The organism is Hymenobacter glacialis, from assembly GCF_001816165.1.
In the GTDB taxonomy this organism is placed as follows: Bacteria; Bacteroidota; Bacteroidia; order Cytophagales; family Hymenobacteraceae; genus Hymenobacter; species Hymenobacter glacialis.
Genome location: NZ_MDZC01000133.1, coordinates 34,047 through 47,861, shown reverse-complemented (window position 1 = coordinate 47,861; position 13,815 = coordinate 34,047). Strand labels below are relative to the sequence as shown.

Sequence of the window (13,815 nt, the reverse complement as noted above, 5' to 3'; positions counted from 1 at the left end):
TCAATTCTTTAGCACGTCATGCTGTGTGTTAATTCTTAAATCTCATACGTGCCTACGTCGCCTTCCTTTCTCATGCGGGCCAGGTTCAGTTCGGCATCGTCGTCTTCTTCGTGGTACGACTCGTCGTAGTGGCGAATCAACGCGTTGTTGTCAATCAGGTTGCCTTTGCCGTGGTCGAAGGTGATGAGCATGGCGGGCAGCAAAATCAGGTTGGAGAAGTTGGTGATTAACAACGACGCCGACATTAACAATCCCAGTGCCTTGGTGCCCCCGAACTCACTGAAAGCGAAGATGCTGAAGCCCACAAACAGCACGATGCTGGTGTAAATCATGCTGGTGCCGGCCTCGCTCAGTGTCACCGACACGGCTTCGCGCACGCGGTTGCCGTTGAGGGCCATTTCCTGCCGGAACTTGGCCAACAGGTGAATGGAGTTGTCGCCGTCGATGCCCAGCGCAATCACGAAAATCAGGGCCGTGCTGGGCTTGAGCGGGATGTTGAAAAAGCCCATGATGCCGGCCGTGAGCACCAGCGTCACGGCATTCGGTATCAGGGCAAACAGCACCGTGCGGGCCGAGCGGAACAGGATGAGCACTACCAGGCCCACCAGCCCAAAGGCCAGAAACAGGCTTTCGCGCAGCGTGTGTATGATGTACTCGTTGCCCTTGGTGAAGATGATGGTGGTGCCGGTGGGCCGGATGTCCATGCCCGAACCCTTGAAAATGCGGTTCATCTCGGGCAGGATGCGCTTGTTCATCAGCGAATCGAGGTTTTGCGAGCCGATATCGGCGATTTTCAAACTGATGCGGGCCTTCTGGCCAGTGCTGTCGGCGAAGGAGCGCAGGAGCTTGCTGTTCATGCCCGCCTCGTTGCCGGCGCCCTTGGAGTTGGCCAGGGCAGTGAGGATAAAAGGCCGCTCCGAATTATCGGGCAGCCGGAAAAACTGGGGGTCGCCGTTGTAAAAAGCCTGCGTGCTGGCCTTGAGGAAGGTAACCAGGCTGACGGGCGGCGACAGTTCCGGCTGCGTCCGCAGAAACTTCTCGAACTGGTCGATTTTTTCCAGGTTCTTGAGCTTCAGCAGGCCGCGCTTTTTGTGGGTATCGACTTCAAATTCCAGCGGCATCACGCCGTTGAAGTGACTTTCGAAGAAGGCCAAATCGGCATTAACGGAGCTTTTCTTGGGCAGGTCGTCCACCATATACGACACGGATTCGATGCGCGAAATGCCGAAGGCCGCGCCCGCAATCAGCACCAATGCCGCCACGTACACGGTGGGCCGTCGGTCGAGCACAAGGTGGTCGAAAAACTCCAGCAGCTTGGTGAGCGGCTTGGCGTCGAGGTGCTCCAGCTGCTTGGGCGTGGGAGGCGGCAACATGCTGAACACGGCCGGAATCAGAATGAAGCTGATGACGAAGGCCGCGAAAATATTGACCGTGGCCACCAGCCCGAACTGGTAAAGAATGGCAATATCGGTGAAGGCAAACACGATGAAGCCCACGGCCGTGGTCGTGTTGTTCATGAGCGTGACGAGGCCAATTTTGCGGATTACCCGCGTCATGGCCAGCATCTGGTTGCCCGATTTTCGGTAGTCGTAGTGGTAGCGGCTCAGCAGGTAGGTGCAGTTCGGTATACCGATAACGACGATAATACTGGGAATCAGCCCCGTAAGTAGGTTTATTTTGAAGCCCAGCAGCACAATGGAGCCTATGCACCATACCACCGTGACGCCCACCACAATGAGCGGAAACACCACCGCCGACCACGTTCGGAAGAACACCAGCAGCGTGAGCCCCGTGACCACCATGGCCAGAATGGTGAAAAACTTCATTTCCGAGGCCACCTTGCTCGTCATGGTGGAGCGCACGTAGGGCAGGCCGGCGTAGTGTAGCTTGATGCCCGTCTTCTTCTCAAACTGCGTGGAGAAGCCCAGAATGTTGTTCATCACCGCCTGCCGGCGCGACGAATTCAGGTACTTCGGGTCCATGGTGAGGGCCAGCAGCGTGGCCCCGGTGACGGGGCTGATGAGCTGGCCCTTGTAGAATTCCACGCTGTTCACCACCCGCATCAGGCTATCCAGTTCAGCTTGGGTGCGGGGCGCGGTGCCAAAAATGGGCGTGGCCCGGAAGCTGTTGGTAGCCGTGTCTTTGCTGATGTTCAGCAGCTTGCTCACGCTAAGCACGCCGTTCACGCCTTCTATTCGGGCAAGAGTATCGGTGAGGCGACGGAACTCATTAAAGTTGCCCAGCTTGTACACGGAGCTGTCCTGCAGGCCCAGCACCAGCACGTTGCCGTCTTCCCCAAAAGTCTTCTTAAAGTCCTGGAAATAAATCATGTCCGGGTCGTTCGGACTCACCACCTGGGCAAAGTCGTAGGTCATCTCCACATCCTTGGCTTTCCAGGCCATGAACACGGTGATAACGGCCAACACCGCAATCAGCGACAGACGAAACCGGATGATGAAATAAGCGAGACGCTCCCACATAAAACCCTGCAAAAAGGCAAAGTTACATTAAGGGCCTGACGCGGGAACCTCACCCCCGGCCCCTCTCCAAAAGAGAGGGGAGCCTGACGTCACCCAAAATTTCCAGAATGCGATGTTATAATCACCAAAAAGCCCCAACTCTGGATTGAGTTGGGGCTTTGATAAAGGCTACCGCAAGATTCATTAGGCTCCCCTCTCTTTTGGAGAGGGGCCTGCCCCACAAGGGTCTCGTGAGGTTTCCGCGTGCGCCGGTCAACTTTCTACAGTTGCTCAAAAATCCGCTTGAAGCTCACGGCCTCGCCGATGTAGCTCTTCAGCTCCGAAATCGGCATGCGAGTTTGCTCGCGGGAGTCGCGGTGGCGCACGGTCACGGTGTTGTCTTCCAGGGTCTGGCCGTCTACCACAATGCAGAAGGGCGTGCCGATGAGGTCCTGGCGGGTGTAGCGCTTGCCGATGGCGTCGCGCTCCTCCAGCACAAGGCGGAAGTCGAACTTCAGGGCATTGAATATTTCCTGGGCCTTCTCGGGCATGCCGTCTTTGCGCACCAGCGGGAAAATGGCCGCCTTCACCGGGGCCACGGCGGGGTGCAGCCGCAGCACGGTGCGGGTTTTGGTGGTTTGGGCATCGCCCTCCCCTTCCGTAATGGTTTCCTCCTCGTAAGCATTGCAGAGCGTGGCCAGAAACAGGCGGTCGGCGCCCACCGAAGTTTCCACCACGAAGGGCACGTAGTTGCCGTAGGCCTTGCCGGTGGCGGGGTCAATGTCGGCGTCGAAGTACTGCTGCTTCTTTTTCGACAGCGCCTGGTGCTGGGTCAGGTCGAAGTCGCCGCGCGAGTGAATGCCCTCCATTTCCTTGAAGCCGAAGGGGAATTCGTACTCAATGTCCACGGCGGCCTTGGCATAGTGGGCCAGCTTGTCGTGGTCGTGGAAGCGCAGCTTGGCGGCGGGCAGGCCCAGCGCCTCGTGGAACTTGCGGCGGGCCGCCTTCCAGGTGTCGTACCACTCGCCTTCGGTGCCGGGGCGCACGAAGAATTGCATCTCCATCTGCTCAAACTCCCGCATCCGGAAAATGAACTGCCGCGCCACAATCTCATTCCGGAACGCTTTGCCAATCTGGGCTATGCCGAACGGCACCTTCATGCGGGCCGATTTCTGCACGTTCAGGAAGTTCACGAAAATGCCTTGGGCCGTTTCGGGGCGCAGGTACACGGGCGGCGCGTCCGAATCCACGGCCGAGCCCTGGGTCGAGAACATCAGGTTGAACTGGCGCACTTCGGTCCAGTTGCCGGTCTTGGACACGGGGCACAGAATTTTCTCGTTGAGGATGAGCTGGCGCACGCCGGCCAGGTCGTTGGCCGTGAGCAGGCGGCCCATCTCGGCGGTGAGGGCGGCCCCGCGGGCAGCATCGCTGGCATTCTCATACTCAGCGGCTTTTTCTTCGAGCAGCACGTCGGCGCGGTAGCGCTTCTTGCTGTCGAGGTTGTCAATCAGCGGGTCGTTGAAACCAGCTATGTGGCCGCTGGCCTCCCAGGTTTGCGGCGCCATGAAAATAGCGGCGTCGATGCCCACCACGTTGTCGTGCAGCTGCGTCATCGACTCCCACCACAGGCGCTTGAGGTTGTTTTTCAGCTCCACGCCGTTGGGGCCGTAGTCGTACACGGCGGCCAGGCCGTCGTAGATTTCCGATGACTGAAATACGAAGCCGTATTCCTTGGCGTGGGCCACTATATCCTTGAGCTGGGTGGTTTCGAGTGCTGGGTTCATGCCCACAAAAGTAGGCCGATGTGGCCCAAGCTGAAACTTGTGCGTACAAGGCGCGCCCACTTGTCATCCTGAGCGCGCGAAGGACCTTCTCACCGCCGCGCAATTTGCATCGAGCAGTGAATCACCCGTGAAAAGGTCCTTCGCGGCGCTCAGGATGACCACGCGTTTTATCAGTGGTCACAATTCGGTAACATAGCGTCCGTAAGCTACCGCCCTACCTTTGTCGTATGATTCAATTTAAGTACTCACTAATCCCTTCTTTATGTTTGGTTTAGAACCTCACGTGCTCTTGCTTCTTGGCGTATGCCTGCTGGCAGCCTGTGCGTTCGAGTTCGTCAACGGCTTCCACGACACGGCCAACGCCGTAGCCACGGTTATTTACACCAACACGCTGCGGCCCTGGGTGGCGGTGGTGTGGTCGGCGTTCTGGAACTTCATCGGCGTGTTTGCCGGCGGCATCGGCGTGGCCATGGGCATTGTGTACCTGCTCCCGGTCGAAAGCCTGGTCGATACCAATGTATACCACGGCATTGCCATGGTGGGCGCCCTCATCCTGGGCGCTATTATCTGGAACGTGGGCACGTGGTACTACGGCATTCCGGCGTCTAGCTCCCACGCGCTTATCGGCTCCATTCTGGGCGTGGGCATTGCGTTTTCGCTGCTGCCAGAATCCCGCGGCGCGGCCGTGAACTGGGGCAAAGCCGGCGAAACCGGCCTGGCCCTGCTGGTGGGCCCGCTGCTGGGCTTTGCCTTCACCATCGGCATGATGTTTCTGTTTAAGCGTTTTGTGCCCAACAAAGCCATTTTTAAAGAGCCGCACAAGCGCAAGCCCCCGCCCCTCTGGATTCGGCTTATGCTGATTGTGACTTGCACGCTGGTGAGCTTTTTCCACGGCTCTAACGACGGCCAGAAGGGTGTGGGCCTCGTCATGCTGATTCTCATCGGCATCGTACCCAGCTACTTTGCCCTCGACCAATCCAAGAACCCGCTCGACCTGCGCGAGTCCCTCGCGCAAGTGGAATACGTGATGACCCGCGTGAACCGCAACGAACTGAGCCCGGCCGACACCAAGATGCTGGCCGAAATCCAGATCCAGACCAACGACCTCGACCGCATCTTCGCCAATACCACCAACATTGAAGACCTGCCCCGGCAAACCCGCTTCGAGATTCGCCGCGACATCCTGCTCATTGCCAACCGCGCCAAAAAGCTGCTCGGCTCCGAAAAAGTAAGCCTAAGCACCCAGGACCGCAAAACCTACGACGCCTCCATTGCCGACATGCGCACCTTCACCGACTACGCCCCGTGGTGGGTGCTCTTGATGGTGAGCGTTTCGCTGGCCATGGGCACCATGATAGGCTGGCAGCGCATCGTTAAAACCATTGGTGAACGCATCGGCAAGGAGCACCTGAGCTACGCCCAGGGGGCCTCCTCGGAGTTGGTTACGGCCGCCATGATTGGCGTTAGTACCCAGTTTGGTTTGCCGGCTTCTACCACGCACGTGCTCACCTCGTCCATTGCGGGCAGCATGGTGGCCAGCCGCGGTGTGAAGAACATCAACCCCGGCATGGTCCGCAACATCGCCCTGGCCTGGGTGCTCACGCTGCCCGTTACCATGGTGCTGTCGGGCCTGCTGTTTCTGCTGTTCCGCGCCATCCTTGGCTAGCGTTCCCCACCACCCAAAACACAAAAAAGGCTGCCCTTCACCGGGGCAGCCTTTTTTATTCCCGGTTCATTAGCAAACGAGCGTTTGCTACTAAAATGGAAAATCTGGGGGATAACCCCACCGTTTTTAGTGACTTGTCCACTTATACACAGTCAAAACCGCGACAAATGTGGATAACCCGGCCTTATTTGGGCCACTGCACTTCCATGTCGTCGTTGATAAACACCCCGAAGTTCACGAACTGCAGCTCGCCTTCTTCGAAGTATAAGTCAATCATCGACTTCTCGTAGGACAGGCGCACTGCTCCTTCTTCCATGGTTTCCAGCTCGGGCTCAAGCTGGTTGTGGCGCTGCATAAGGGCCTTTATTTGGTCCACGCTCTGGCCGTAGATGGCCTCGCCGTAGAGGCGCATGCCGGGGTTGTCGGTCTCAATGCAGCTCAGGCGGAAGTCATCTTCGCGGTCGAAGTAGAGCGAGAGCAGGTAGTCTTCTTCGTGGTAATTCCAGGCCTGGTGCTCGAAGTCGTCGTCGTCGTCAGACTCTTCAATCTCCTCGGGCTCGCCCACCAGGGTGCGCACCTCGTCCATGGTGGCGCCAAAGCGCAGGGGGCCCATGCCGGTGCCCAGAATAATTTCGTTTTCCTCGATGCTGGAGGGTTGAGTAGTGCTCATGGGGTTGGGTTAAAAGGGAAGGTACAAAGGTAGGCAGTGTCACAGAACGTCATACGGCAGGCCGTCATGCCGAGCGCAGTCGAGGCATCTCGCGTGGGGCAGTAATTCAATCGTGATGACGAAGCGAGCAAGATGCCTCGGCTGCGCTCGGCATGACGTTCTACTTGCCGTACTTCTCCACAAATGCTTCTTTCTGTCGGATGTATTCGGGGTGGGCTTTGGCCTCGTCCCACTTCTGCTTGAAAATGGCCGCGGCTTCCACCTTGTCCACATCGGGGTGGGTGGTGCGCGGGAGTTCGGCGCGGCCGTGGGCACCGCTCTGGCCTTTCTTGTCGTCGGGCACGGGGCCGTCGTATTTCTTGCCGCCGCGGTGGTTGGCGTAGCGCCGGGCCCGCGTAAAGCCCATCTGGATAAATTTCCGGGCCATGTCGGCGCCCACGAAATCTTCGGCCTTCAAATACGCCTCAAACAAGCCGTAAATCGTCTCCGACGACTCGGTGGCTGCCGCGGCGTCTTTGAAGCGCCAGTGGGGCAGGATTTCGCCCTTGTAGGGCTGCACCAGCAGCACGCCCTGCTCGCCGCGGCCCACGCGGTATAGTTCGGGGTGTTTTCGGAAATCGAGGGTGTGGAAATCGAGGGTATAGTCGAAAGGCATGGACTACTATACGCAAAGTGCCCAGCGTGGGGATAACCACGCCAGCTTTCCACTTTTTCAGCTGGGTAGCGGCACTAGACCTTTTGGTGTACCGTTTTTTTTATTAACCCTTTACTTGGGACCAAACCCTTGAACCGGGTTTTCCCCAACCTTAATTTTTTGTTAAATCTTTTTTCTAAAAAACCCTTCTTATTCCCACTCATTAGGTCAGTTGATAAGTGGATAAGCTCGAGAGGTTATCCCCAGCGTGGAAAACGTGGGGGTAAGCAGAGCCTTATCCACGCGCTATACACCCCGATTGTGGAAAATAAAATATTTTATATCAGTTAGTTAACTATCTTTTCAACATATGGGCCCACTGTCCACATTTTCACTATCCCCCGGCAAATGGGCGTGTGGGAAGGCGAAATGAGGTGGAGAAGTTATCCACGGTTATCCCCGCGGCTTTTGCCCTGTACGGGTCCGGAAAGCACCAAAAAAACTTGTGCCCCACTTATCCCCGTGTGGCTGCCGTGTTTCCCCCGGGTTATCCCCGAAATTAGCCACAGCGCAAAATGGATGTGGAAAACCAGTGGAAAACTAGTGGATTACCCCTGTAAAAGGCCGTCAGTAACTGGATTCAATGATTAGTTATCCACGATTGGGGGTAACTGAGGGTAAAACGGTGGTTTTTGAGTGGCCAGTAGGGTTAAAGAGTAGCCGTGAGTAGAGGAGGCTGGCTTCGAGCCTGTGGCTCGGGAAGGCAGTTTTTAATGGCCCGAACGCGCGTAGTTCATCAGCGAGCCACAGGCTCGATACCAGTCGGCAGCGCGTCGCAGACGCGCGCCAGCCTACTGCTGCTACTACTGCCGCGTACTGCCGTTAAAACTGAATGGCTTCCACAATGTCGAAGCCGGCCCGCACCTGCTGGGGGCGGGGGTGCAGGTACACGGGCTCGGGGAGCACCAGCAGGTTGGGGTCGCCGCCGCGCCAGCGGCCGTCGCCGTTGCTATCTATCAGCACGCGGAGGCGGTAGGTACCGGGCGGGATGTTGGCAAAGGAATACGTGCCCTTGGGGCTGGCCAGCGTAGCTACCACCTGCAGCTTGTCATCAAGTAGCTGCAAATCAAAACTTTTGGCAGTAGTAGCGATGGTGCCCGACAAACTATTGGACACATCCTGCTCGCTGATGCCCAGGCGCAGGGGCTGCAGGCGCAGGGGCTGGCCCGTAACAGCGCTGATTACGGTGCTGTCGAGCACCACATCCAGCCGGTTTTTGGCCCGGGCATTGAAGCGCACAGTGAGCTGCGTGCGGTCGGGGCTGAGGGTGCGTCGGCGGGCAAGCGCAGGGGGCGACGCCGGATGGAGTCTTCCACGAGCGTACCGAACGGCTTGCCAGCTGCCAGCCGCACCGGCACCGCGAACTGAAACACCACCTGGCCCTTGGGAAACACCGAACGTGGCCCGCCCTCAACCGTGTACAGTGGCGGGGCGGCAGACTTCTTGGCCGTGGCCGGCGGGGCCGAGAATTTCACCTGCAGCGTGTCGCGGCCCACGTTGCCGGTGCTGTCGGTGGCGGTGAGCAGGTAGCGGCCATCGCCCACGTCCGGGGTTTTGAAAAGCACCACCGTCCGGCCGCGGTCGGTGAGTTGCAGGGCTTCGGATACGGCACCTGCGGCCTGGCTGGTGCCCAGCGGCGAGAGTCTGGCGTCGCGCAGGCCTTCGTTGAAACTCAGGCGAAGCTGCGTGGGACTGGCCTGCCGGGAGGTGGCCAAGGGGGCGCGCTGGTCGGGTTGGGTGAGCAGCAGCGCCACGGGCGGGCCGGCGGGGCTGCCCGCAATGGTGATGGGCTCGGGCAGGTAGGCAATTTTCTCGCCTTCGTCGTAGCGGCCGTTGTTGTTCTTGTCGGCCAGGGCGTAAATTTTGTAGGGCCCGGACTTCAGGAAGCTCAATTCAAACTTGCCCTCCTTGTCGGTGAGCACGCTGTAGTAGGGCCGGCCACGCTTCACCCCGGCAGTATCGGCCGCGCGGTACAGCCCCACGCTGGCTCCGGCCACGGGGGTAGCCGTGAGCAAATCAGTCACCACGCCGTTCACCTTGCCTGAGTCCAGCACGGCGCCGGTGCTGAAGTTGAGGTACGCATTCTTGGCAGGCAGGCTTTCGGTGATGTCCACCACCGCGTCGCGAAAATTGAAGCTGTAGGTGGTGTTTTCGTCCAGCGGCTTCTCAAAAAGCAGCGTGATGGTGTTGCGGTCTTCGCGGAGCTTGTAGGGGTTGTCGGGCGGGAGCTGGGGCGTAATGAGCAGGTTTTTGCTCAGCTCTTTGGTAATAACTGCCTCCGAAAACTCCAGCCGCACAAACTTCTGCTTCACGTTGCGGGCCGCGCTATCGGGCGAGCTCGCAATGAGGCGCGGGGGCGTGCGGTCGCGTGGCCCCCCCAGGGGCGGGGCCACGGCGGCGCAGCTTTCCAGCAAGGCAACCAGCGCCAGCAAAGCCAGCAGTTCAGCGCGAACGGACATTATACAACAACAACAGCGTGGTGAATAGAACAACAAACGACAGCCGCGCCGATGCGCAACACCCAACGACGGGACCCGCCCGGGCAGTATCGGCCACAAAGGTGGGCGGCATAGGTTATAGTACCAGCCGCCGCGTTCGGGGCTAAGCTACAAGTGCCGGCAACCCGCCCACTCGAACCAGCGCAACTGGCCGCCCGGTACAGGCAGCCCGCGCCGCATCAGGCCGCCGGGGTGCGGCGCCCGACCACGTACAGCAGGCTCGAATACTGGCCGGCGTGCTGCTGCGCGTATTGGTTGGATTTGTAGCCAGCTTTGAGCACTGTGAGCAGGCCACCGGCCCGCTCCGCCTTGTGCTTTTCGCTGAGCATGCTCACGTAATAGGCATCCAGGGGCATGGGCAGGGTTTGGCGAACCACCAGCTTGTGCTTTTTGAGCAGCTGGGCCATGGTTTTGGGCGCGAAATGGTAGAGGTGCCGGGGTACATCGTATGCCGCCCACAGCTCGCGGTAGTGCTGGGCATCCAGGCTTTCCACGTTGGGCACGGCAATGAGCAGCACCCCATCAGGCTTGAGCAGCGCCAGTAGTTGGGTCAGCGTTTCGTTGAGTGTATGCACGTGTTCGAGCACGTGCCAGAGCGTGATGGCATCAAACGTACCGGGCTGAAACGAAGTAAGGCTGCCCTGCCCAATGGGCTGGCCCAGGCGCTGGCTGGACTCTTCGCGGGCACGGGCATTGGGCTCCAGCCCCGCCACCTGCCAGCCCGCCGACTTGGCCGCCGCTAGAAAGTGGCCCGTACCACAGCCGTAATCCAACAGCTTGCCGCGCCGGGGCGCCAGCTTATTGAGCAGGCCCACCTTGCGGCGCATGGTGAAAAACCGCGCCACTTTGTAGGCCTGGTTGATGAGGCCCGCCGCCGCACTGTTGTGCGACACGTAAGCATCCGACTCGTAATACTTGCCAATTTCCGCCTCGCTCGGCCGCGGGTTGGTGAACTGGAAGCTGCACGCCGCGCACTGCACAATGGCGAAGCTTTCGTGGCTCACCGTGCGGTCTTCCACTACCAGCTTATTCTTGAAATCGGTTTTGCCGCAAACCGGGCAATTATCAATTCGTTCGTAGGACACAAATTCTAATTATAAATTATGAGTTATAAGTTATGAGTAATTGGCTACGAGCGGCAGATAGGCCAACTCATAATTTATAACTCATAATTCATAACTCACCTGCCAAGGTACACCATCAGCACCGACACATCGGCTGGGGAAATGCCGCTGATGCGCGAGGCCTGCCCAATGGTTTCGGGCTGAATCTTGAGCAGCTTTTCGCGGGCTTCGTGGCTGAGCGCGGGCATGGCCCGGTAGTCGAGCCGGCCCTGAATCACGAAGTTTTCCAGCTCCTGCTGGCGGGCGGCCTGCTGGTGCTCCTTCTGCAGGTAGGTTTCGTATTTGATGTTGATGATGGCCTGTTCCAGCGCCTCGGCATCAAAAGCTGCCAGGGCCTCGTCCAGGGTGGGCAGGGCCCGGCGCAGGTCGGCCAGTTCCACGTTGGGCCGGCGCAGCAGGTTCACGGCGCGGGTTTTCTCGTGAATTTCAGCCGAGCCAAGCTCCACCAGCAGCGGATTGATTTCAGTAATTTCGATAGCGAATTTTTGGAACAGCTCGGCCAGCTCGGCGGCCTGCGCTTCTTTCATCCGCACGCGCTCCAGCCGCTCATCCGAGGCCAAGCCCAGTTCGTGGCCCAGCGGCGTGAGGCGCAGGTCGGCGTTGTCCTGGCGCAGCAGGATGCGGTGCTCGGCCCGGCTCGTGAACATGCGGTAGGGCTCGTCGGTGCCCTTGTTCACCAGGTCGTCGATGAGCACGCCGATGTAGGCCTCGCTCCTTTTCAGGACGAAGGGCGCCTTGCCGTTGACTTTGTTGTGGGCGTTGATACCGGCCATCAGGCCCTGGCAGGCGGCCTCCTCGTAGCCCGTGGTGCCGTTTATCTGGCCCGCGAAGTACAGCCCCGCAATCAGCTTGGTTTCCAGCGTGAGGCTGAGCTGGGTAGGCGGGAAAAAGTCGTACTCAATGGCGTAGCCGGGGCGGAACATCTTGGCCCGCTCAAAGCCCGCTATTTCGCGCAGGGCACGGTACTGCACGTCCTCGGGCAGCGAGCTGCTGAAGCCGTTGATGTAGCATTCCACCGTGCTCCAACCTTCGGGCTCTACGAAAATCTGGTGGCGGTCCTTGTCGGCGAAGCGGTTGATTTTGTCCTCCACGCTGGGGCAGTAGCGCGGCCCCAGGCCCTTGATGCGGCCCTGGAACATGGGCGACTTCTCGAAGCCCTCGCGCAGGATGTCGTGCACCCGCTCGTTGGTGTAGGTAATGTAGCAGGGGCGCTGCTTGGTGAGGCGCGGCGTGTCGAGGTACGAGAATTTGGTGGGCACTTCGTCACCGCCCTGCATTTCCATTTTAGAATAGTCCAGGCTGCGGCCGTCCACGCGGGGCGGGGTGCCGGTTTTCATGCGGCCGGCTTCAAAGCCCAGCTCCAGCAGCTGCTCCGTAATACCGCGGCTGCCCTTCTCGGCGGCCCGGCCACCGCCAAAATTCTTTTCGCCAATGTGGATGAGGCCGTTGAGGAAGGTGCCATTCGTGAGCACCACCGACTTGCCCCGGAACTCAATGCCGAGCTGGGTTTTCACGCCCACGCAGGTGCCGTTTTCCACCACGATGCCGGTCACGGCTTCCTGCCAGAAATCCACGTTGGCGATGCCTTCCAGGGTCAGGCGCCAGGCTTCGGCAAAGCGCATCCGGTCGCTCTGGGCGCGGGGGCTCCACATGGCGGGGCCTTTCGAGCGGTTCAGCATCCGGAATTGAATCATGGTCTGGTCGGTGATGATGCCCGACTGGCCGCCCAGCGCGTCGATTTCGCGCACAATCTGGCCCTTGGCCACGCCGCCCATGGCGGGATTGCACGACATCTGCGCGATGGTGTTCATGTTCATCGTCACCAGCAGCACCTTCGAGCCCAGGTTGGCCGCGGCGGCCGCAGCCTCGCAGCCGGCATGGCCCGCGCCCACTACAATAACGTCGTATTCTTCTTGCTGAAACATAGAGCGCGAGGTTTCGCTAATTTTTAAAAATCAAGTTCCGCAAAAGCGACATGCGGAGCTAGGGTTGAACCACACTTAGCGAAACTTGATTTCATCTTAGCGAAACGCTGCGCAAAATTACGCCATTCCCCGCAAGTCTTCCGGCAGCCAGTCGGCCAGCAACTCAGCCGATTGTGCGGCCACTATTTCCCGCGAGAAAGGCACCCACAGGCCATTGACGCTGTCGTACACTTCGGTAGCGGCGGGGCAGGCAAAGAGCTTGTAGTCGAATTTTGGGTAATTGTGCACGACGTAGCCGGGGTAATAATAGTCGAGCCCTAGGCGGCGGGCATGGTCGGTTTTCAGCAGCAGCAGGTACTTGCCCAGGCTGAATTGGCGGCAAGCAGGGTCGTAAAAATTGAGGATGCCCGCCAGGGTGCGCTCACCGTGGTCGAAGATGCCGGCGGCTATCAATCGGTCACCGTCGCGCAGCTCAATGGTGTACGTGTTGAACACGTTGTGGGCCTCGCCACCCAGCAGCACGGCCTCAATGGTAGGCGCGGCATCAAAGGTGATGGCCGCCCGGTAGCGGGCATACAGCTCTTCGTACTCCTCGGTGAGGCGGAAGGGACGCACCGCGGCGCCAAACCGGGCATTGCGGCGCAGCAGCCGGCGCTGCTCCGGCCCCCACACAATGCGGGGCATGGCCAGGCGCAGCCAGTGGGCGCTAAAGAGGCGGCCGTCAAAGGGCACAAAGTGGCAGGTGAACAGCTCCTGCTGCATGCGGTAGTAGCCCTGAGCCAGGTAAAAATCCAGGGCGTCGCCCCGAATAATGGGTTGCGCAGATGAGGAGGCAGACATAAAGCTAGACTGGCAACAGCAGACGATAAAACGTCATGCTGAGCTTGCCGAAGCATCTCTACCGCAATACTAAATCAGATTAGTTGCGCGGTAGAGATGCTTCGGCAAGCTCAGCATGACGTTCTTTTATTTTGAGCAAATAGCTCGGGCTCACT

10 protein-coding genes are annotated in these 13,815 nt (G+C 59.2%); 1 reads left to right on the top strand and 9 read right to left on the bottom strand.

Translation table 11 applies throughout. The features are described from left to right. Nucleotides 1-35 precede the first annotated feature (35 nt). The gene (locus BEN48_RS17400; RefSeq protein WP_070736474.1) at nt 36-2,480 is read right to left on the bottom strand and encodes an efflux RND transporter permease subunit; all 2,445 of its coding nucleotides are present in this window, start codon (nt 2,478-2,480) and stop codon (nt 36-38) included. 260 nt (nt 2,481-2,740) lie between these two features. Beyond that, a complete protein-coding gene (locus BEN48_RS17395) occupies nt 2,741-4,243 on the bottom strand; it encodes a glycine--tRNA ligase (RefSeq protein ID WP_070736473.1) in 1,503 nt (500 codons plus the stop codon). A gap of 262 nt (nt 4,244-4,505) precedes the next feature. On the opposite strand from BEN48_RS17395, the gene BEN48_RS17390 reads away from it, so the two are divergent. Continuing rightward, nucleotides 4,506-5,909, top strand: a complete 1,404-nt coding sequence (locus BEN48_RS17390) for an inorganic phosphate transporter (RefSeq protein ID WP_070736472.1) — start codon at nt 4,506-4,508, stop codon at nt 5,907-5,909. 184 nt (nt 5,910-6,093) lie between these two features. On the opposite strand, the gene BEN48_RS17385 is transcribed toward BEN48_RS17390, so the two are convergent. The 7 genes from BEN48_RS17385 to BEN48_RS17355 all read right to left on the bottom strand — a co-directional run bounded on the left by BEN48_RS17385 (nt 6,094) and on the right by BEN48_RS17355 (nt 13,660). Then, nucleotides 6,094-6,579, bottom strand: a complete 486-nt coding sequence (locus tag BEN48_RS17385) for a hypothetical protein (RefSeq protein WP_070736471.1) — start codon at nt 6,577-6,579, stop codon at nt 6,094-6,096. Nucleotides 6,580-6,739: 160 nt separating this feature from the next. Beyond that, nucleotides 6,740-7,234, bottom strand: coding sequence for a DUF4385 domain-containing protein (locus tag BEN48_RS17380; RefSeq protein WP_070736470.1), 495 nt, complete (start codon nt 7,232-7,234; stop codon nt 6,740-6,742). Nucleotides 7,235-8,095: 861 nt separating this feature from the next. Continuing rightward, the gene (locus tag BEN48_RS17375; RefSeq protein WP_125932712.1) at nt 8,096-8,512 is read right to left on the bottom strand and encodes a hypothetical protein; all 417 of its coding nucleotides are present in this window, start codon (nt 8,510-8,512) and stop codon (nt 8,096-8,098) included. After that, nucleotides 8,455-9,732 (bottom strand): Ig-like domain-containing domain, encoded by a 1,278-nt coding sequence (locus BEN48_RS17370; RefSeq protein WP_070736468.1) that lies wholly within the window; start codon nt 9,730-9,732, stop codon nt 8,455-8,457. The genes BEN48_RS17375 and BEN48_RS17370 overlap by 58 nt, the downstream gene beginning before the upstream one ends. 218 nt (nt 9,733-9,950) lie before the next feature. Continuing rightward, complete coding sequence (locus tag BEN48_RS17365; RefSeq protein ID WP_070736467.1) at nt 9,951-10,856, bottom strand: class I SAM-dependent methyltransferase; 906 nt, start codon at nt 10,854-10,856, stop codon at nt 9,951-9,953. Nucleotides 10,857-10,951: 95 nt separating this feature from the next. After that, the gene (mnmG, locus tag BEN48_RS17360; protein WP_070736466.1) at nt 10,952-12,820 is read right to left on the bottom strand and encodes a tRNA uridine-5-carboxymethylaminomethyl(34) synthesis enzyme MnmG; all 1,869 of its coding nucleotides are present in this window, start codon (nt 12,818-12,820) and stop codon (nt 10,952-10,954) included. Between the two features lie 117 nt (nt 12,821-12,937). Then, on the bottom strand, nt 12,938-13,660 hold the full coding sequence (locus BEN48_RS17355) for a GNAT family N-acetyltransferase (RefSeq protein WP_241502318.1): 723 nt from the start codon (nt 13,658-13,660) through the stop codon (nt 12,938-12,940). Between the last annotated feature and the right edge of the window lie 155 nt (nt 13,661-13,815).

Bases quoted from the DNA above. Each gene is read 5' to 3' on its own strand.
- BEN48_RS17390 (WP_070736472.1), top strand. From the start codon at position 4,506: ATGTTTGGTTTAGAACCTCACGTGCTCTTGCTTCTTGGCGTATGCCTG.
- BEN48_RS17400 (WP_070736474.1), bottom strand. From the start codon at position 2,480: ATGTGGGAGCGTCTCGCTTATTTCATCATCCGGTTTCGTCTGTCGCTG.
- mnmG (WP_070736466.1), bottom strand. From the start codon at position 12,820: ATGTTTCAGCAAGAAGAATACGACGTTATTGTAGTGGGCGCGGGCCAT.
- BEN48_RS17380 (WP_070736470.1), bottom strand. From the start codon at position 7,234: ATGCCTTTCGACTATACCCTCGATTTCCACACCCTCGATTTCCGAAAA.
- BEN48_RS17370 (WP_070736468.1), bottom strand. From the start codon at position 9,732: ATGTCCGTTCGCGCTGAACTGCTGGCTTTGCTGGCGCTGGTTGCCTTG.
- BEN48_RS17385 (WP_070736471.1), bottom strand. From the start codon at position 6,579: ATGAGCACTACTCAACCCTCCAGCATCGAGGAAAACGAAATTATTCTG.
- BEN48_RS17395 (WP_070736473.1), bottom strand. From the start codon at position 4,243: ATGAACCCAGCACTCGAAACCACCCAGCTCAAGGATATAGTGGCCCAC.
- BEN48_RS17355 (WP_241502318.1), bottom strand. From the start codon at position 13,660: ATGTCTGCCTCCTCATCTGCGCAACCCATTATTCGGGGCGACGCCCTG.